The 18,205-nt window shown below is 68.1% G+C and carries 20 protein-coding genes and 1 pseudogene; 3 read left to right on the top strand and 18 right to left on the bottom strand.

The window, feature by feature from the left end:
• Positions 1–103: 103 nt before the first annotated feature.
• The 9 genes and pseudogenes from WBP48_RS06520 to WBP48_RS06480 all read right to left on the bottom strand — a co-directional run bounded on the left by WBP48_RS06520 (position 104) and on the right by WBP48_RS06480 (position 6,115).
• The gene (locus WBP48_RS06520; RefSeq protein ID WP_424437843.1) at positions 104–910 is read right to left on the bottom strand and encodes an ABC transporter permease; all 807 of its coding nucleotides are present in this window, start codon (positions 908–910) and stop codon (positions 104–106) included.
• The gene (locus tag WBP48_RS06515; RefSeq protein ID WP_424437840.1) at positions 907–1,818 is read right to left on the bottom strand and encodes an ABC transporter permease; all 912 of its coding nucleotides are present in this window, start codon (positions 1,816–1,818) and stop codon (positions 907–909) included. Before WBP48_RS06515 ends, WBP48_RS06520 begins: the two co-directional genes overlap by 4 nt.
• 2 nt (positions 1,819–1,820) lie before the next feature.
• Positions 1,821–2,966: an ABC transporter ATP-binding protein gene (locus tag WBP48_RS06510; protein WP_424437837.1), complete on the bottom strand. Its 1,146-nt coding sequence runs from the start codon at positions 2,964–2,966 to the stop codon at positions 1,821–1,823.
• Positions 2,967–2,972: 6 nt separating this feature from the next.
• Positions 2,973–3,566, bottom strand: a pseudogene (locus tag WBP48_RS06505) (extracellular solute-binding protein); the annotation flags it as partial.
• Between the two features lie 18 nt (positions 3,567–3,584).
• Complete coding sequence (locus WBP48_RS06500) at positions 3,585–4,208, bottom strand: ABC transporter substrate-binding protein (protein WP_424437834.1); 624 nt, start codon at positions 4,206–4,208, stop codon at positions 3,585–3,587.
• A gap of 257 nt (positions 4,209–4,465) precedes the next feature.
• Positions 4,466–4,951, bottom strand: coding sequence for an Lrp/AsnC family transcriptional regulator (locus WBP48_RS06495; protein WP_424437831.1), 486 nt, complete (start codon positions 4,949–4,951; stop codon positions 4,466–4,468).
• Between the two features lie 39 nt (positions 4,952–4,990).
• A complete protein-coding gene (locus tag WBP48_RS06490; RefSeq protein ID WP_424437828.1) occupies positions 4,991–5,548 on the bottom strand; it encodes a nucleosidase in 558 nt (185 codons plus the stop codon).
• A 29-nt stretch (positions 5,549–5,577) separates the two neighbouring features.
• Complete coding sequence (locus tag WBP48_RS06485) at positions 5,578–5,895, bottom strand: type II toxin-antitoxin system PemK/MazF family toxin (RefSeq protein ID WP_424437825.1); 318 nt, start codon at positions 5,893–5,895, stop codon at positions 5,578–5,580.
• A complete protein-coding gene (locus tag WBP48_RS06480; RefSeq protein ID WP_424437822.1) occupies positions 5,885–6,115 on the bottom strand; it encodes a hypothetical protein in 231 nt (76 codons plus the stop codon). The genes WBP48_RS06485 and WBP48_RS06480 overlap by 11 nt, the downstream gene beginning before the upstream one ends.
• A 147-nt stretch (positions 6,116–6,262) precedes the next feature.
• On the opposite strand from WBP48_RS06480, the gene WBP48_RS06475 reads away from it, so the two are divergent.
• On the top strand, positions 6,263–7,102 hold the full coding sequence (locus WBP48_RS06475) for a hypothetical protein (RefSeq protein ID WP_424437819.1): 840 nt from the start codon (positions 6,263–6,265) through the stop codon (positions 7,100–7,102).
• A gap of 5 nt (positions 7,103–7,107) precedes the next feature.
• Positions 7,108–8,706 carry a multicopper oxidase family protein gene (locus tag WBP48_RS06470; RefSeq protein ID WP_424437816.1) on the top strand — a complete coding sequence of 533 codons (1,599 nt, stop codon included), beginning with the start codon at positions 7,108–7,110 and terminating at the stop codon, positions 8,704–8,706.
• 125 nt (positions 8,707–8,831) lie between these two features.
• On the opposite strand, the gene WBP48_RS06465 is transcribed toward WBP48_RS06470, so the two are convergent.
• The 9 genes from WBP48_RS06465 to WBP48_RS06425 all read right to left on the bottom strand — a co-directional run bounded on the left by WBP48_RS06465 (position 8,832) and on the right by WBP48_RS06425 (position 17,393).
• Entirely contained in the window at positions 8,832–9,512 is a 681-nt protein-coding gene (locus WBP48_RS06465; protein WP_424437813.1) for a GNAT family N-acetyltransferase, read from the bottom strand.
• 62 nt (positions 9,513–9,574) lie between these two features.
• Positions 9,575–9,835, bottom strand: a complete 261-nt coding sequence (locus WBP48_RS06460) for a Txe/YoeB family addiction module toxin (protein WP_424437810.1) — start codon at positions 9,833–9,835, stop codon at positions 9,575–9,577.
• Between the two features lie 3 nt (positions 9,836–9,838).
• On the bottom strand, positions 9,839–10,093 hold the full coding sequence (locus WBP48_RS06455; protein WP_424437846.1) for a type II toxin-antitoxin system Phd/YefM family antitoxin: 255 nt from the start codon (positions 10,091–10,093) through the stop codon (positions 9,839–9,841).
• 48 nt (positions 10,094–10,141) lie between these two features.
• Positions 10,142–11,983, bottom strand: a complete 1,842-nt coding sequence (locus WBP48_RS06450; protein WP_424437807.1) for a phosphoenolpyruvate carboxykinase (GTP) — start codon at positions 11,981–11,983, stop codon at positions 10,142–10,144.
• 205 nt (positions 11,984–12,188) lie between these two features.
• Positions 12,189–12,638: a nucleoside deaminase gene (locus WBP48_RS06445; RefSeq protein WP_424437804.1), complete on the bottom strand. Its 450-nt coding sequence runs from the start codon at positions 12,636–12,638 to the stop codon at positions 12,189–12,191.
• A 50-nt stretch (positions 12,639–12,688) separates the two neighbouring features.
• The gene (locus tag WBP48_RS06440; protein WP_424437801.1) at positions 12,689–13,588 is read right to left on the bottom strand and encodes an ABC transporter permease; all 900 of its coding nucleotides are present in this window, start codon (positions 13,586–13,588) and stop codon (positions 12,689–12,691) included.
• A complete protein-coding gene (locus WBP48_RS06435; RefSeq protein ID WP_424437798.1) occupies positions 13,588–14,658 on the bottom strand; it encodes an ABC transporter permease in 1,071 nt (356 codons plus the stop codon). The genes WBP48_RS06440 and WBP48_RS06435 overlap by 1 nt, the downstream gene beginning before the upstream one ends.
• Positions 14,659–14,671: 13 nt before the next feature.
• A complete protein-coding gene (locus WBP48_RS06430) occupies positions 14,672–16,321 on the bottom strand; it encodes an ABC transporter ATP-binding protein (RefSeq protein ID WP_424437795.1) in 1,650 nt (549 codons plus the stop codon).
• 4 nt (positions 16,322–16,325) lie between these two features.
• Entirely contained in the window at positions 16,326–17,393 is a 1,068-nt protein-coding gene (locus tag WBP48_RS06425) for a BMP family protein (RefSeq protein ID WP_424437793.1), read from the bottom strand.
• 130 nt (positions 17,394–17,523) lie between these two features.
• Between WBP48_RS06425 and WBP48_RS06420 the strand changes: the two genes are divergently transcribed.
• The coding region (locus WBP48_RS06420; protein ID WP_424437790.1) for a PucR family transcriptional regulator ligand-binding domain-containing protein at positions 17,524–18,205 on the top strand (682 nt) is incomplete at its 3' end.

Genomic DNA, 18,205 nt, shown 5'->3' with positions numbered 1-18,205 from the left:
GCGCCGAGAGAACGGTTGTCACCCGTTCTCTCGGCGCTCCGTTGTTCTTTCGGCTCAACCTTTCGCGCAACGCTGAGAGGCCCCGCTGACAGGCGCAGTCCGTTCAGCGGCCGCGGCGGGCAGCGGTGCGCCGAGCGGTGATGACGCCGTAGGCGAGGGTCGCGATGATCGCGAGGAGGAACACGGCGGACGCGATGACGTTCGCCTGCGGTGGGATGCCGCGCTGCGCGGCCACGTAGATGTACACCGGGAACGTCTGAACCGATCCTGAGGTGAAGTACGTGATGATGAAGTCGTCGAAGCTCAGGCTGAACGACAACAGCGCGGCCGCGATGATCCCGGGCAGCAGCAACGGGAACGTGATGCGCCAGAAGACCTGTCGCGGCGAGCCGTAGAGGTCGCGTCCCGCCTCTTCGATCGCCGGGTCGAGCGAGAGGGCTCGCGCACGCACGGTCACGACGACGAAGCTCAGGCAGAACATCGTGTGCGCGAGGATGATGGTGCCCAGCCCCTTCGCGACGCCCATCGTGAGGAACTGCGCGGCAAGGCCCGCGCCGATGACGACCTCCGGGGTTGCCATCGGCAGGAAGAGCAGGAGGCTGATGGATCCCCGCGCGCGGAACCGGTAGCGCACGAGGGCCAGGGCGATCATCGTTCCGAGAGTCGTCGCGATGACGGTGGCCACGAGGCCGACGAGGACGCTGTTGCCGAACGCGACACACACCTCGGGCTGCTCGCCGACGGTGAACCAGTTCTCCAGCGTGAATCCGTTCCACGTGATGTTGGTGCGCGTGGTCTGGTTGAACGAGAACAGGAACGTGTAGGCGATCGGGATGAGGAGCACGACGAAAGCCGCCGTGACGTAGATCGCGAGCAGTCGGGAGCGAAAGGTCCGCTTCGTGCCCTTCACAGCAGATCATCCGTTCCCGTGCGCCGCACGTAGCTGCCGACGATGACGAGGATGACGACCATGAGCAGGATGCTGAGAGCCGCCGCCTGCGGATAGTTCACCGTGATGAGGAACTTCGACTGGATGACGTTGCCGATCATCGTCGTGGCGGGGCTGCCGAGGAACGCCTGACTGGCGTTGACGTAGTCGCCGGTCGCCGGGATGAAGGTGAGCAGCGTTCCCGAGACGACGCCGGGGAGCGAGAGCGGGAAGGTCACTCGCCAGAACGTCTTCCCCGGGGTCGCGTAGAGATCGGAGCTCGCCTCCAGCAGGCGGGTGTCGAGGCGGTCGAGCGAGGAGAACAGGGGGAGCGTCATGAACGGGATGAAGTTGTAGGTCAGGCCGAACACGACCGCGAAGCCCGTGCCGGTGATGTGGTCCTGCGGTCCGAACAGGCCGACCACCTGCAGGAACCCGATGACCGGCCCCTCGTCGGCGAACAGCGCCTTCCACGCGAGGGTGCGCAGAAGGAAGGAGATGAAGAACGGCGCGATGACCAGGACGAGCAGCAGGTTGCGCAGCAGCGGCCGGTCGCGGAGGACGACGCCGATGAAGTAGGCGATCGGGTAGCTGATCAGGAGCGCGAAGAAGGTCGCCAGCAGTGCGTAGAGGAACGAGCGAAGGAACTGCGGCCAGTACTCCGAGATGACGTCGGCGTAGTTCTGCACGTGGAAGGCGTAGGAGAAGACGCCGTACTGCGACGTGTCGTTGATGCCGAACGAGGTCATCAGGAGCGAGACGAACGGCACGACGAAGAACAGCGCCAGATAGGCCAGTCCCGGCAGCAGGAGGGCGAACGCGATGAGGCCTGCGCGGCGCTGCGGCGATGCGGTCCTGGTCTCGGCGACCGCCAGCGCCGACATCGCCATGACTAGGCGTCCTCGCCGTCGGCGACCGCCTCGGCCGCACCTGCCCGGGCATCGGCGTCCAGCCCGAACGTGTGCTCGGGGCGCCACTGCACCCACACCTCGCTGCCGACCCCGAAGACCGAGCCGAACACCAGGTTCTGCTCGAACACCGCGATCCCGCCGATGCCGGGGATCTCGACCGTGTACTGGGTGCTGACACCGGTGAACGACAGGTCGACGATGCGACCGGGACCGAGCACATTGTCGTCGGTGATGGGCGCCTCAGGGAGGAGCATGAGCTTCTCCGGCCGGACGCCGACGGTGATCTGTCCCGTGGCCGAGACTGCACGTGCCTCGGGCATCCGGATGCTGCCTGCCGCGGTGCGAGCCACGACCTGGCCGGCGGCGGCGGATTCGACAGTGGCGGGGACCAGGTTCGACTGCCCGAGGAAGCTCGCGACGAAGCCCGTGCGCGGCAGCTCGTAGAGCTCCTGCGGCGGGCCCATCTGCTCGATGCGGCCGTGGTTCATGACCGCGACCGTGTCGGCCATTGTCATGGCCTCCTCCTGGTCGTGGGTCACGTGCAAGAAGGTGATGCCGACCTCGTCCTGGATGGTCTTGAGTTCGGTCTGCATCTGGCGCCGCAGCTTGAGGTCGAGCGCCCCGAGCGGCTCGTCCAGCAGCAGGAGCGCCGGCCGGTTGACGACCGCGCGAGCGAGCGCGACACGCTGCTGCTGGCCCCCCGACAGCTGCGCGGGCTTGCGTGACGCGACGTGATCGAGCTCGACGAGTGCAAGGGCGTCGAGCGCGCGAGTCGCGGCATCCTTCACCCTGCGACGACGCAGACCGAACTCGACGTTCTCCTGCACGGTCATGTGCGGGAACAGCGCGTAGCTCTGGAACACCGTGTTGACCGGCCGCTGGTGCGGCGGAACCGTGGTGACGTCCCTGCCGCCGATCGAGATCGTTCCCGCGGTCGGGTTCTCCAGCCCCGCGACGATCCGCAGCGTCGTCGTCTTGCCGCAGCCCGATGGTCCCAGGAGCGCGAAGAAGGATCCCGCGGGGATCAAGAGATCCAGATCGTGGAGCGCGGTGAAGCCCGGGAAGGTCTTGCGGATGCCGCGAAGCTCGAGATCGGCGCCGGCCTCGGCCGCGGTTGGCTCAGCCATTGTCGATCAGGCGCCCAGGCCTACGGCTTCGAACTCGGCGTTGTACTTCTCCTGCTCCTCGTTCGTGAGGGCACGGAAGATGTGCGCCTGCGTGAGGGTGGTCTCGTCAGGGAAGATCAGCTGGTTGTCGACCATGCTCGGGTCGATCTCCGCCATGGCCTCCTGCGCGCCGACGACGGGAGTCACGTAGTTGACCCATGCGGCGACCTCCGCCGCGACCTCCGGCTGGTAGTAGTAGTCGATCAAGGTCTCGACGTTGGCCTTCTGCTGCGATCCGATCGGGATCATGAAGTTGTCGCTCCACAGCGTCCCCCCGGAGTCCGGCAACGCGAACGCGAACTTGTCGTGACCCAGCTCAGCGTTGATCGCGGTGATGTCCCCCGACCACACGATCGCGGCGAGCGTGTCCTCGTTGAGCAAGTCGTCGGCGTACGAGTTGCCCTTGATGTTTCGGATCTGCCCGTCCGAGACCTGCTGGGCGAACACGTCGATCGCGTTCTGGAACTCCGTGTCGCCCCACGCGTCAGAAGAGATGTCCACGCCCTGGCTGAGCATGATGAGGCCGATCGTGTCACGCATCTCGCTGAGCACGCCCACCCGGCCTTTGAGGTCGGGCGCTCACAGGTCGTCGATGCTCGCGAGACCCTGGGGAAGCTTCTCGGTGTTCCACGCGAGGCCTGCGAAGCCCGACTGCCACGGCACCGAGTTCGCGCGGCCGGGGTCGAAGCTCGGGTTGAGCAGGCTCGGGTTGAGGTTCGCGTAAACGTTCGGCATGTTCGCCTGGTCGAAGGCCTGCGTGTAGCCCGAAGCGATCCAGATGTTCGTCATCCAGTCGGTGAGGCAGACGGTGTCGGCGCCGATCCCCTGACCGAGGGCGAGTTGGTCGCGCACCTTCGCGAAGTAGGTGTTGTTGTCGTCGATCGCGACGTCGTAGGTGACCGTGAGCCCGGTGTTGTCCTGGAACGCATCCAGCGTCGGGTGGTTGCCGTCGTCGTCCTCGTCGAGGTAGAAGGACCAGTTCGCCCAGGTGAGCGTCTTCACGCTCGAGGACAAATCTTCGGCCGCCGTGACGGTGGATCCGCCGGTCGAGCCGCCGACCTTGCCGCTGCACGCCGCAAGGACACCGGCCAACGAGAGGGCGCCGGCGCCGGCGAGGATCGCGCGTCGCGACAGTTGGGCGGTGGAGGCCTGCGCGATCAGCGCGCGGATCATCGGGTCGGAGGGGAGTGGACGATCGGTCAAGGTCGGGTCACCTCGTTCTGCTCGAGCGCGTGACGCGCACGTGTCGGTCCAGCTATTCAGTAGCGCTGTCGCGCCGTGGGGGCGAGAAGACCTGCCTCACGCATCAGCGATCGTGACATGCGAGGTGCGCGTGCAGCAAGCGTGATCCGCAGTCTGAAACAAACTCGATACAGGAATCGTTTGTTTCCGGAAACGTAGGCGACGGTTTCGCGCGCAGACACTGACCGGAGGTGGCTTTCCCCCAGCGCGTGATCAGCTCACTGTGTGCCCCAGTCATAGAGCTGCCTGACGAGTCTGAGGTAGACGAAAGACTCGGTGGCGATCACGCCGTCGATGGCGCGGATGCGATGGTTGAGCAGTTCGATGAGCTCGTCGTCCGACGAGCAGACCACCTCCGCGAGGATGTCAAAGCTTCCTGCGGTGAGGACGACGTAGGTCACTTCGGGAAGGGTCGTCAGCTCGCTCGCGATGCGCGTCGAATCGCCCGTCGTGCGTATGCCGACCATGGCCTGCCGGGCGAAGCCCAGCTGGAGGGGATCGGTCACAGCGACGATCTGCATGACGCCGGCATCGATGAGCCGCTGCACGCGATTGCGCACCGCGGTCTCGGACAGCCCGACGGCCTTTCCGATGTCGGCGTACGATCGCCGTCCGTCGGTCTGGAGGTGCTCGATGATGGCGCGCGACGTGTCGTCCAAGTGGGGGACTCGGGGAGGTCGCTCGGTGGGCACGGGCCCGATCATGTCAGACGCGCATCCGCGTGACAATCGGTGACGGCCGCGTCATACGCCGTAGTCGGCCCGCACCCGCTCGCGCAGTTGCACGCTGCAGGCGGCGACGGCGGTGTGCCAATCGGTCAGTGCACCGTCCTGCGCCCGGTCGGAGACGGCCTTGAGCACCCGGATCGGCACGCCGAAGCACTGCGCGACCCACACGTAGGCGTAGGTCTCCATGTCGACCAGTCCCGCGCCGAGCGACAGGATCGCGGCGACCGCGTCGGAGTCGTCGATGAACTGGTCGCCTGTGGCGATCGTGACGGTACCGCGCCCGAGTTCCAGGAGGGCGGGCAGCGACACGTGCTGTCCGACGATGCCGTCGATGTCGGTCACGTCGTGCTGGATGGCCGCACCGATCTCGTACACCCCGGAGCCGAGCGCGGGATCGAGCCCCCCGGCGGTGCCGACGACGACGACCTCCTCGTACTCGGACATTTCCAGGGCGCGGGTCAACGCGTAGGTCGCCTGCAGCTTGCCCGGCCCACTCACCAGCCGGTCAAATCCAGGCAACTGCGTGGGGAACCCGACGAGTTCGCTGTCGAGGGCCGCGACAAGAAGTCTCACCGCTCCATTGTGGCCCAGGCGAGTCGCTGTCAGTCGAGCGCCAGGACAGCAAGCAGCGCGCGATCGATGGCCTCGAGTTCCGCGCGACTCAACCGGCCAGCGAACCCGCCGAGCCGGCGTCGCGGGTCGACGGCCGTGAGCTGCTCGACGAGAACGCGGGTAGTGGTGCCGTCGATGTCGATTTCTGGTCGGAAGGATGCTGGTCGACGGCCGGTGGACGTCGGGGCGACAATCCACGTCGAGAGCGGAAGGTCATCCGACTGCACCACCACCGCGTACCTTGACCCCGTCTGTTCGTGTCCCTGCGCGTCAAGCGGCGACTTCAGGTGGTAGACGTCACCACGCACTGAGCTGCTCCATGTCGGAGGCGAGGCGACGGGCGGCCGCGGCGTCGTCGGGGTCGTTTCGCAGCGCCTCTGCCTCGGCTCGCATGCGTGCACGGCGGCTCTGTCGTTCGGTATCGAGGATCGCCTCGCGTACCACGTCCGACCTCGAACGACCATCGGCAGTGAGCGCGTCAAGGGCGCGCTCAACGTCCGCGTCTGTGCGGATAGTCAATGTCCCCATAAGACGTATCGTAGTGCAAAATGCACGACGCCAAGTGACCCGTAACGTTCCCGGAACGCTCATCTGCCACGTTCAGTGTGTGTCTCGGCACCCGAAGTGCAACCGGCTGAACCGGTCGCCCGGCCGCTCCGATCGAAGGAGATCGCTATGAAGCACCTGACGAACCACCTCACGCGTGCCGCCCTGTTCGCCACCGCCGCGGCCCTCGCCCTCGGCTCGAGTGCGTGCGGCAGTTCGCCGGGCGCGGGGAGCACGCCCAGCGATTCTGCGGCACCCGAGTCGGCTGCCGCGTGCGACGAGTTGCTCACGCTCTCGGATGGCATCTTCGCCGTTGCTTTCTCCGAAGAGCCGCCCGACGCCGCATCGGTGGAGAGTCTCAAGGAGCAGTTCGAGACGATTGCGACGGGCACCGCGGGCGCAGCCGCGACCGCGGCGACAGATGCGGCGGCGACCCTGGACGAGATCCTCGCCACCGATAACTTCGCGTTGCTGCAGGACCCGACGTTCCTCCCCAATCTCCTCGGCGCCGGCGAAGCCGGCCGAACCGAATGCGGATACCACCCGGTCGACGTGACGGCGGAGGAGCACGCCGCAGCATCCGCGTCTGAGAATCCCGAGTTCCACTTCACCGGCCTGCCGGCCACGCTCCCGGCGGGCAAGACGAACTTCCTGCTCGACAACCCGACCGATGGATTCCACGACCTGGCGGTCTACCGGCTCAACGACGACTACACCGGCACGCTCGACGAGTTCATCGCGCTCGACGACGCAGGAATGGCGGAGGTCGCGGAGGTCGTGACCAGTACCATCGCTCCGCCGCAGGCGAGCGGCTACACCAATGCAGAGCTCACCGAGGGCCGGCACATCGTGCTGTGCCACGTGCCGCTGTTCGACGGCGAGGGACCGGACGCCATGCCGGTCATGGGGCCGAACGGACCGATCTGGCACTACACGCTGGGCATGGTCGAGGAAGTCACGGTCAACTGAACGAGATGCAGCTGTCGCGCCGCCGGTTTCTGTGGGTGATCGGCGGCGTGACCGTCTCGGTGCCGTTCGTCGCGCTCGCGAGCGGATGCTCCGCAGCGCCCGGTGAGGTCGTCCCCAGCGCGACCGCCACCGCCGGATCCGGGGGGTTCGAGGCGTTGGATGAGGTCGGTCAGACCGGGCGCGTTCTGCGAAGCCAGACGGCGCGACCGACGCCGTTCACCCGGCCCCTGCCTCTCCCCTCTCCGCTCGTCCCCGTGCGCACCGGCAGCGACGGCGACGACTACGAACTCGTCGCTCGCCGCGGTACGGCTCAGATTCTGGACGAGCGGGAGACCCCCGTCTGGGGCTTCGACGGGACCTTTCCGGGTCCGCTGTTCGAGACTCGCCGTGGTCGCGCTGCGAACGTGCGGCTCACGAACGAACTGCCGGTGCCGATCGTGCGGCACCTGCATGGCGCCTTCACTCCGGCGGCATCCGACGGCTACCCGCTCGACTACGTGCTGCCGGTCAGCGGGCCGGGCGACCATCATCTGCACCCTGGGGGCACCGTCCACGACGGCTCGTTCACGTATGCGCATCCGATGCAGCAGCGGGCGGCGCTCCTGTGGTACCACGATCACCGGATGGACTTCACCGGGCCGCAGGTGTGGGCGGGGCTGGCCGGGCTGCACGTGCATCGCGACGACGAAGAGCGGGCACTCGGACTCCCCGTCGGCGATCATGAGCTGACGCTGCTGCTCACCGACCGCTCGTTCGCCGCCGACGGGTCATTCCTCTACCCCGCTCTCGACCCTGACCTCGCCCACACGCCGGGGGTACTCGAGCCGTTCGCGAACGGTGTGCTCGGCGACACGCTCCTGGTCAACGGCATCCACGCCCCGTACCACCGGGTGAAGCAGGGCACCTACCGGCTGCGCATCGCCAACGGCAGCAACGCCCGCGAGTACCGCCTGAGTGTCGACCCGTTGCCGCCGACGGGTGAGCCGTTCGTCCAGATCGGCACCGATGGCGGGCTCATGGCCGCTCCGGCGGTGCGTCGCAGCCTCAGCCTGGCACCGGCCGAGCGGGTCGACGTCGTCGCTGACTTCACCGGCTACCCCGAGGGGAGCGTCGTCCGGCTGACGAACCTGGCCGGTGGCGACGGGACGACCGATGTCATCGAGTTCCGAGTGGGTGGAAAGGACGATCGCCCGCGCTGGATCGCACCCGACGTGCTGTCGCAGATCGAAGTGCTGAATGCCGCCGACGCCGTACGCACCCGCACCTTCGCGTTCGCGCGCGTGCCGACGTCAGACGGCGTGCAGTTCCACATCGGCCACAGGGCGTTCGATCCCGACGCGATCGAGGCGGACCCGCGCGCCGGAGAGACGGAGATCTGGGAGTTCTCCAGCGACCTCGCGCACCCCGTTCATATCCACAACGCGCACTTTCAGGTGCTGGATGCCGGCGGGCCGACCGCTTGGAAGGATGTCGTGCGTCTGGGTCCGCGCGACAAGAAGCGCGTCATCGTGCGCTTCGACTCCTATCCGGGCACATACGTCTTCCACTGCCACAACCTCGAACACGAGGACATGGGGATGATGGCGAACTTCGTCATCGGCTGACCGGTCTGCGCGGCTGACCGGCCTGCCCGGTGCCAGACGCCCGGTGCCCGGTGCCGGCGTCAGTGCGCCTCGGGTCATGTCACGAGACTTTCGCGTCAGCTTCTCAGGGGCGCTGCCGATGCCTGTCACGATCCTGGTTCAAGATCCGCGAGCAGTGCGTCAGCCCCGACGATGTCGATGTCGGCGCCGATGATCTGCAGGTTCTGGGCGCGAACCGTCGCCCAGCGCTCACGATCGATCCGATACCGCGTCTGTGTCGCCGCCTTCCCCTCGCGCACCACGCGCTGAATGCCGTCGACCTCATAGCCGGTACGACGTGAGACAGCGTTGGAGGCAGGGTTGTCGGTGAAGGCGGCGGACAACACGTTCTCCGCGCCCAGCGCCTCGAAGCAGAAGTGGAGCATCAGCGCGCGCATGCGTCGCCCGATGCCCCTGCCCTGGTGAGCGCGCCCCAGCCAGGAACCGGTCTCGACTTCGCGGAGGACGGACCAGTTGTCCCCCGATGCACTCTGGATGCCGACCGGTACGCCGTCGACGAGGACTCCGAGCTCGAGGTCGAAGCGGTCGGCGCTCAGCCGAGAACGGGCCGCCCATTGATAAGCGAGCACGCTGCGACCCACCTCGCGTGGTGTGCCGCGTGTCCACGGGACGTTGAACGGCATCGCGTTCTCGTCGTGGATGCCTTCGCCCGCGAGCACCGCGAGATCCACCGCGAGTTCGTCGTCGATCCACCGCATCTCCAGGTCGCCCGCGCGGATGCGAACGCCCGCGGCAGGCCAGAGTTCGACGAGTCGGCTCGATACCATCCTTCGATTCTGCCGGCTGTGCTCCGGCTCTGCCGCGATCTGGCGACGTTGCTGCCCTCGCGTCACTTGCCGTAGTGGTAGCGGCAGGCGGCGATGCGGACCTCGTCGTCGGCAAGCTTGTAGACGAGACGATGTTCGTCGGTGATGCGGCGCGACCAGTAGCCTGCGAAGTCGTGCTTCAGCGGTTCGGGCTTGCCGATGCCCTCGTTCCCGTTCCGCAGGATGTCTTGGATGAGCGCGTTGATCCGCTTCAGCGTCGCCCGGTCCTGCCGCTGCCACCAGAGGTAGTCCTCCCAGGCAGGCGTGCTGAAGACGAGGACCACGGATCAGTCCTCGATCAACTCGTGCACCTGACCTCGCCCGGATTCGAGTTCTTCCATCGCGTCGAGCAGGCGCCGAGCGTTGGCAGGGGAGCGCAACAGGTATGCGGTCTCACGCAGGGATTCGTAGTCGGCGAGCGAGAGGATGACCGCGGGCTCGTGCCCGGCACGAGTGATGACGACCTCCTCACGGTCGTTCACCACGCTGTCGAGCACCTCCGCGTACTTCGCACGGGACTCCGAGTAGCTCAGGATGCGCATCATGCCCTCCGTTCGTACGTACAGAAAAGTGTACGCGACAAGGACGCATCACGTCGGGTCGGCGTTCATCTCCCAGTTCTTCGGCGAGCGCCACAGCGCGCTCGTGGTGAGAGAGCGGATGCCCTCCATCTCCTTGGGCAGCCGCGTGTACAGCTTCATGAAGAGCTCTTCGACGTCCAGCAGCTCAGCCGTCCAGTCGCGGCGGTTGATCGCCATGCACGTGAAGAAGTCCTCTTCCGTGAAGTCGAGGCCCTCCCAGTCCAGGTCCTGATACCGCGGCATCCATCCCAACGGGCTCTCGATCGCGACGGCACGGCCGCGCGCCCGCGCGACGATCCACTGCAGCACCCGCATGTTCTCGCCGAAGCCCGGCCACAGGAAGTTGCCGTCCTCGTCGCGGCGGAACCAGTTGACCTGGAAGATGCGCGGCGGGTTGTGGATCGTGCGGCCGAACGCGAGCCAGTGGTTGATGTAGTCGCCCATGTGGTACCCCGCGAACGGGAGCATTGCGAACGGGTCGCGGCGCACGACGCCCTGCTGCCCGGCCGCGGCCGCGGTGGTCTCCGATCCCATCGTGGCCGCCATGTACACGCCGAACGCCCAGTTGAAGCTCTGCGTGATGAGCGGGATCGTTCCCGCACGGCGACCACCGAAGACGAAAGCGCTCAGCGGAACCCCCAGCGGGTCGTCCCACGCGTCGTCGAGGGCCGGGTTCAGCGTCGCCGGCGACGTGAACCGCGAGTTCGGGTGCGCGGCCTTCGTTCCCGACTCCGGCGTCCAGTCGCGTCCCTGCCAGTCGATGACGTGGGCGGGCGCCGGGCCGTCCATTCCCTCCCACCACACGTCGCCGTCGTCAGTGAGGGCGACGTTCGTGAAGATCGTGTCGCGACGGATCGACTCCATCGCGCTCGGGTTGGTCTTGTACGACGTGCCAGGGGCGACGCCGAAGTAGCCTGCTTCAGGGTTGATCGCCCGCAACAGTCCGTCGGCGCCGGGCTTGATCCAGGCGATGTCGTCGCCGACGGTGGTCACCTTCCAGCCCTTGTCGGCGAAGGATGCCGGCGGCACGAGCATCGCGAAGTTCGTCTTGCCGCACGCACTGGGGAAGGCGGCGGCGACGTACGTCTTCTCGCCCGCGGGGTCGGTGACGCCCAGGATGAGCATGTGCTCCGCGAGCCAGCCGTCGTCGCGGGCCATCGTGGAGGCGATGCGCAGCGCGAGGCACTTCTTGCCGAGCAGGGCGTTGCCACCGTATCCCGAGCCGTACGACCAGATCTCCCGCGTCTCGGGGAAGTGCACGATGTACTTGTCGGGGTTGCACGGCCAGGCGACGTCCTGCTGACCCGGCTCGAGCGGCGCGCCGACGCTGTGCATGCACGGCACGAACTCGCCGTCGGTACCGAGGACCTCCGCCGCAGGCACGCCTATCCGCGTCATGATCTTCATGCTGACCACGGCATATGGCGAGTCGGTGATCTGCACGCCGAGCTGCGCGATGGGCGAGCCGAGCGGGCCCATGCTGAACGGCACGACATACATCGTGCGCCCCGTCATGCAGCCGGTGAACAGTCCGCGGAGGGTCGCCGTCATCTCCTTGGGATCGACCCAGTTGTTGGTGGGGCCGGCATCCTCTTCGCTGCGTGCGCAGATGAACGTGCGCTCCTCGACGCGGGCGACGTCGCTCGCGTCGCTGCGCGCGAGGAAGCTGTCTGGCCGCTTCTCGGGATTCAGGCGTATGAACGTGCCCGCCGCGACGAGCTCTTCGCACAGCGCGGCGTACTCGGCATCCGAGCCGTCGCACCAATGGATGCCGCTCGGCGTACACAACTCCGCCATCTCTTCCACCCAGCGAACGAGTCCTGGGTGCTGAATCCACTCCGGTGTGCCCATGATGCGAATCTATCGCTTTTCTGTGCCCGGACGCGGGATCCACGGATCGCGGCGATTGCCAGAGCCCGCGGCTTCGCGGTCGCGACCCGCGACAGCCGCGACGTGCCGGGTTTTGTCGGATCCATGACCTCGAGGCGACAAAACTCGGCAAGTCGACCGGCCGTCACGTGCGCCCGGCTTTAGCGATGTGCCGGATGCCGCGCGGCTACTCGCCGATGTCCTCGTTCCAGAGCGCGGGGTTGGCGGCGATGAAACCGGTCATGAGCGCGATGCACTCGGCGTCGTCGAGCACGGTGACCTCGACGCCGCGCTGGCGGAGGTAGTCCTCGCCGCCGTAGAACGTCGCGTTCTCGCCGATGACGACGCGTGGGATGCCGTAGAGCAGGATCGCACCCGTGCACATGTCGCACGGCGAGAGCGTCGTGACCATCGTCGCGCGGCGGTAGACGCTCGCGGGCAGGCGTCCCGCGTTCTCGAGGCAGTTCGTCTCGCCGTGGTGGATCGAACTGCCCTCCTGCACACGCCGGTTATGGCCGACCGCGAGCAGCTCGCCATCGACGAAGAGCGCGGCGCCGATCGGGATGCCGCCTTCGGCGAGCCCCAGACGCGCCTCGGCGAGCGCGGGGGCCAGCATCTCCGCAGGGGTGGGCGACATGGCGGGTCCTTTCGTAGGAGTTCGGCGTCTGTGAGTGAGTTCGTGCGGGTTCAGGCGCGCCGATAGGGCGTGAGGTATGCCCCGGGATAGCGCACGCCGCGCCCACGGATCGCGAGCGCGGCGACGACGATGAGGTAGGGGAACGCGATGAGCAGCTCGTTGGGCAGCCACCCGAACGCGGGCGTGATCGCGAGCTGCAGTTGCAGCGCATCGGCGAGGCCGAACAGCAGCGCCCCCGCGACGACCGGCCACACGCTCCACCTGCCGAAGATGACGAGCGCGATGCAGATCCAGCCGCGCCCGGCGATGACGTCGAGCGTGAAGCGCCCGAGCACCGAGAGGGTGAGGAACGCGCCGCCGAGCGCCATGAGCACGCCACCCGCGATGAGCGCGACGTAGCGCGTGCCGGCGACGGGCAGGCCGGCGACGTCGGCGGCTTCGGGCTGTTCGCCGACGGCGGTGATGCGCAATCCCAGTCCGGTGTGCCGCAGCATCCACCACAGGAGCGGCGCGAGCACGAGGAAGGCGACATACGTCATGCCGTACTGCGAGAAGACCCCCGCGCCGGGAAAGAGGCGCTCGAACCGCGCGGTCGTGACCTGGTTGGCTCCCCCGAAGAGCAGGCGATTGGTGAACTCGCTCGCGGCGATGAGCAGCAGCGTGATGCCGATGCCGGCGACGTGCTGGTTGACGCCGAGCGTCACCGACAGGAACGCCATGAGGGCGCCAGAGAGCGCGCCGACGATCACGACGGCGAGGACGGCGAGCCATAGGTTGCCGGTCAGGGCCGCGACGAGGAAGCCGGTGAAGGCACCCGCGTACATCGTGCCCTCGATGCCGAGGTTGAGTACGCCCGCCCGCTCGCCCACGACGGCGCCGAGTCCGGCCCACACGAGGGGCGTCGCGATGACGAGGGTCTGGGCGATCACGGCCCACAGCGGGATGTCCATCAGTCGGCACCTCGCTTTCTCGAGCGGCTGAAGACGACCTTCAGATGCCGCAGGGAGAGAGCCGCAACCACCGAAAGAAGCAGCGTCGAACTGACGATCGCGCCCATCTGCGCGGGCAGCTGCAGCGAGATCGATGCCCCGCGGGCGCCGACCGTGATGGTGCTGAGCAGCAGTGCGACCAACAGCGCGCCCCACGCCGTGAGCGCGCCGAGCGCCGCGACCACGACGCCGGTGTATCCGTAGCCACCGGAGATCGACGCGTTGAGCTGATGCTGCACCCCGAACACCTGCACGGCTCCGCCGAGACCCGCGAGCGCACCCGACACGATCGCGGTGCGGAACTGCAGCGACGCGACCGGGATGCCGCTGAACGCGGCCGCCTTGGGGGCGAGGCCCGTCGCGCGCAGCGCGAGCCCGAGCGGCGTGGCGGTGAGCACGACCCACGCGACCGCGACGACGGCGAGCGCGATGAGGAAGCCCCAGTGGACGCGCGAACCCGGGACGAGCTCGCCGAGCTCGTAACCCGCACCGAACCGGTCGGAGTCCGGGAATCCGGTCTCGGAGTTGCGCCACGGTCCGTTGAGCAGTCCCTGTACGAGCAGCAGCGCAACCGGGTTGAGAAGGAGCGTCGTGACGACCTCGTCGATCCCGGCGAGGCGCCGCAGCAGCGCGGGCACGAGCGCCCACAGCGCCCCGCCGACGGCTCCGATCGCGAGCCCGAGCGGCAGTGCGACGGGTGCAGGAAGCGACGCGAGATACAGCGCGGGCACCGTGGCCGCCATGGCGCCCGCGAGGAACTGCCCCTCGGCGCCGATGTTGTAGTAGCCCACCCGGAACGCGAGCGCGACCGCGATGCCCGTGAAGATCAGCGGAGTGGCGGCCAGCAGGACGTCACCGATTCCCGTGGGCGATGTCAGGGGGGCGATCGTGTAGCGCCAGTACGCCGCGCCCGGGTTGGCGCCCGCAAGCCGGATCGGCCCCGCCGTGAGCGCGAGTGTGACGAGCACCGCGGCGACGACCGCGATCGGTCCGCTCCAGGCCGACTCCCGGCCGCGCGGCACGAGCCTCACGAGCGCACCCCGGTCATGAGACGACCCCCGTCATGAGACGGCCGAGCGCGGCGCGAGTGGCGGATGCCGCGGACAGCGACCCCACAATGCGCCCCTCGAGGATCACGTCGATGCGGTCGCAGAGGCCGATGAGCTCGTCGAGGTCCTCCGAGATGACGACGACCCCGGCACCGGCGGCGCGGAGCGCGCGCAGCTGCTCGTAGACATAGGCGCACGAGGCGACGTCAAGACCGCGGGTGGGCTGTGACGCGACAAGCACTCGCGGCTCCCGCGAGATCGCGCGTGCGAGCAGAACCTTCTGCATGTTGCCGCCCGAGAGCGTGCGGATGGGATCACCAGGCGCCGCACGGATGTCGAAGCGTTCGATCAGGGCACGTGCGTGGGCGCGCACCCGGCGGCGGTCGAGGAAGGGCCCACGGCGGAAGCGCGCCAGGTCTTCGATCACGAGGTTCTGCTCGACCGTGAGCGGCAGGGCGACGCTGCCGCGGCGGTCCTCCGAGAGGCGGCCGAGCCCGGCGGCGAGGCGGCCCGCCACATCGAGCGCGGTGATCTCGGTGCCGTCGACATCGATGCGCCCGCCGCCGGGTGCGACCACGCCGCACAGCACATCGACCAGTTCGGTCTGGCCGTTTCCCGAAACGCCTGCGACGCCCACGATCTCGCCGGGCGCGACGGAGAGATGGAGCTCGTCGAGCACCTTCGCGCCGCGGGTGTACGCCGTGAGCCCGGCGATGCGCAGCACGGTGGACCTGGCGGATGCCGCGGCATCCGCCGCTTCGGGTAGCACCGCTTCGGGTGGCACCGCGCCTGCTGTCGACGTCCCGCTGCCCGACGTTCCGATGCCCGGCGTTCCGGTGCCCAGTGTCCCCAGACCCAGGGCGGGCGCGGCCACCGCATCGTCCGCCTCTTCTGCCCCGACCATGAGCGCCGCGATGGCACGCACGTCGAGACCGGCCGCGGGACGCGACGCGACGATGCGGCCGCGGCGCAGGATGCTGACGCGGTCGGCGATCTCGACGACCTCGTGCAGCTTGTGCGAGATGAAGATGACGCCCATTCCCGAGGCCGTGAGCTGTCGCACCGAGGCGAAGAGGTTCTCGACGTCGTCAGGCACGAGCACCGCGGTCGGCTCATCGAGCACGAGCACGCGACAGTCGTTGTAGAGCGCCTTGAGGATCTCGACGCGCTGCTTCTCACCGACGGACAGGTGCTCGACGACGGCATCCGGATCGATGTCGACGCCGAGTCGCGCGGCCGCCTGCACGACGCGGGCGCGCGCGGTCCGGCGCGACACGGGACCGAGCCCGAGCCCCGCGAGCATCAGGTTCTCGGTGACGGTCATCGTGCCCACGAGCGAGAACTCCTGCGTGACGAGGCCGATGCCGGCGGCCATCGCGTCGGCGGGGCGGCCGATCGCAGTGGGTCGGTCTTCGATCCGGATCTCGCCGGCATCCGCTCGCGAAAGGCCATAGAGGATGCGGGTGAGTGTGCTCTTGCCCGCGCCGTTCTCGCCGAGCAGTGCATGCACCTCGCCCGGCAGCACCGTGAGGTCGATGCCGTCGTTCGCGCACAGGGCGCCGAACGACTTTGTGATGCCGGAGAGTTCGACCAGCGGCGCCCCGGGGGCGGCGGGCGGGGCCGCGACCGCCCCTGGGGTGCTCACAGGTTCACTCTCCGACAGTCGTCGATCCGGCGGGCGCTTCCTCGTTGACGGGCGTCGTGAACGAACCCGCCTCCATCTCGGCCTGCCTGGCCTCGACGGCCGCGATCAGGTCGGCGGGGATCTCGAACGCAGTGCCGGTGTTGATCGGCGCGATGGCCGAACCGCCATTGACGAGGAATGAGAACTCGGCGAGGTTCTGGGCCTCGTACGTGCCGGCGGACACCTCTTCGACGACGTGCTTGACGGTGGGCAGCATGTGCCACAGCAGCGAAGTGACGACGTAGTCGGGCGCCTGCTCCTGCTGGTCGACCATCATGCCGATCACCGGCAGCGAGTTCTCAGCGGCGGCGGCGATGACGCCGTCGCGCTCGGCGAACAGCACGTCCGCGCCGGCCGAGATTGCCGCCTCGGCGGCCTGCTTCGCGGTCGCCGGGTCGTAGAACGAGTTGATGAACGACACCGTGACGGTGGCGTCGGCGTTGGTTTCGGCGACGCCCTCGATGAAGCCGTTGACGATGCGATTGACCTCGGGAATCGGCATGGCGCCCACCACGCCGATCTTGTTCGAGGTCGTCAGTCCGCCTGCGAGCATCCCCGCGAGGTAGGCCGGGTCCTGCAACCAGTTGTCGAAGACGCTGAAGTTCGGCGCCTGCTCGGCGCCGCCCGATCCGAAGACGAAGGCGGTGTCCGGGAACTCGGCGGCGACTTCGCGCACGGCATCCTCGGCAGCGAACGCGTCACCGAAGATGATGTCGGGGTCGGAGTCGGCGATGACGTCGCGCAAGGCGCTCTCCATCGCGTCGGCCGTTTCGAGGTGGTCGGTGAACTCGTAGTCGATCAGGCCGGCCTCTTCGGCCTCGAGCAGGGCGGTGTGGATGGCGCCGTCCCAGGGCTCTTCGAGCGGCGTCGCGAACGCGCCGAAGACGGTGGGCACGGCTGCGCCATCGGTGGACGCGCTCGTCGCTGCGGGGTCTTCGCCGGTGGTGCCGCCGCAACCGGCGAGAGCGATGGCGGTCGCGGCGATGACGCCGAGCGCCGCGAGCCTGGTGAGCGGGCGGGGGATACGGATCATGTGGAACTCGCTTTCTGCGAGAGGAGGACAGTGCGGGTGCACTTTCAAGGTACGGATGCCGCGCGCCGGGCACGCCGGGCGATTCGTCATTTCTGATGAGTAAACACATGACGGTTCGTAAACTGGCGGCATGTTCACCGTCGCCGATTTCCTCGCCTTGCCCCAGGTGGCAGCGGCACGGCCGGAGGTCATTGTGGGCGAGGACTTCGATAAGCGGTCCGTGCGCTGGGCGCACACGAGCGAGATCTACGACATCGCACCACTGCTGAAAGGCGGCGAAGTGCTGCTCACGACAGGGCTCGGGCTCGTGGGCGCCTCGCCGGAGGCCACCCGCGCCTACATTTCGGGCCTCGCCCGAGTCGGCCTCGCGGCGCTCGTGCTCGAGCTCGGCCGCACGTTTCCGCATCCGCCCGCGGACGCGATCGATGAGGCGCGCCTCGCCGGGCTGCCCCTCGTCGCACTGCACGGAGTCGTGCCGTTCATCGAGATCACCGAGGCGGTGCACACCCGGCTCCTGGGGGCGGATGTCGCGCGGCTGCGCGACGAGGCGACGATGCGCAATCGCATGGTGACGCTCCTCACGGCCAACCCCGGTGTCGCCGCGTTCACCGGCGCGATCGCTGCCGAGTTGGAGGTGCCGGTCGCGCTGCGCGACGCATCCGGCGAGATCGTGGCCGGTACCGCGGTGGACGAGGGCGGGGCGAACGTCGCCGTCGTGGTGAAGGGCGTCGAGTGGGGAAGGCTCGAGGCCGCACCGGGCGAGGGCGTCGCCGACGCCCTCGCTGCCGCCGCCCCCCTCGTCGCGCTCGAAC

Source organism: Microbacterium sp. (assembly GCF_049661145.1).
Taxonomy (GTDB): Bacteria; Actinomycetota; Actinomycetes; order Actinomycetales; family Microbacteriaceae; genus Microbacterium.
This window is presented reverse-complemented; position numbering and strand designations above follow the sequence as displayed.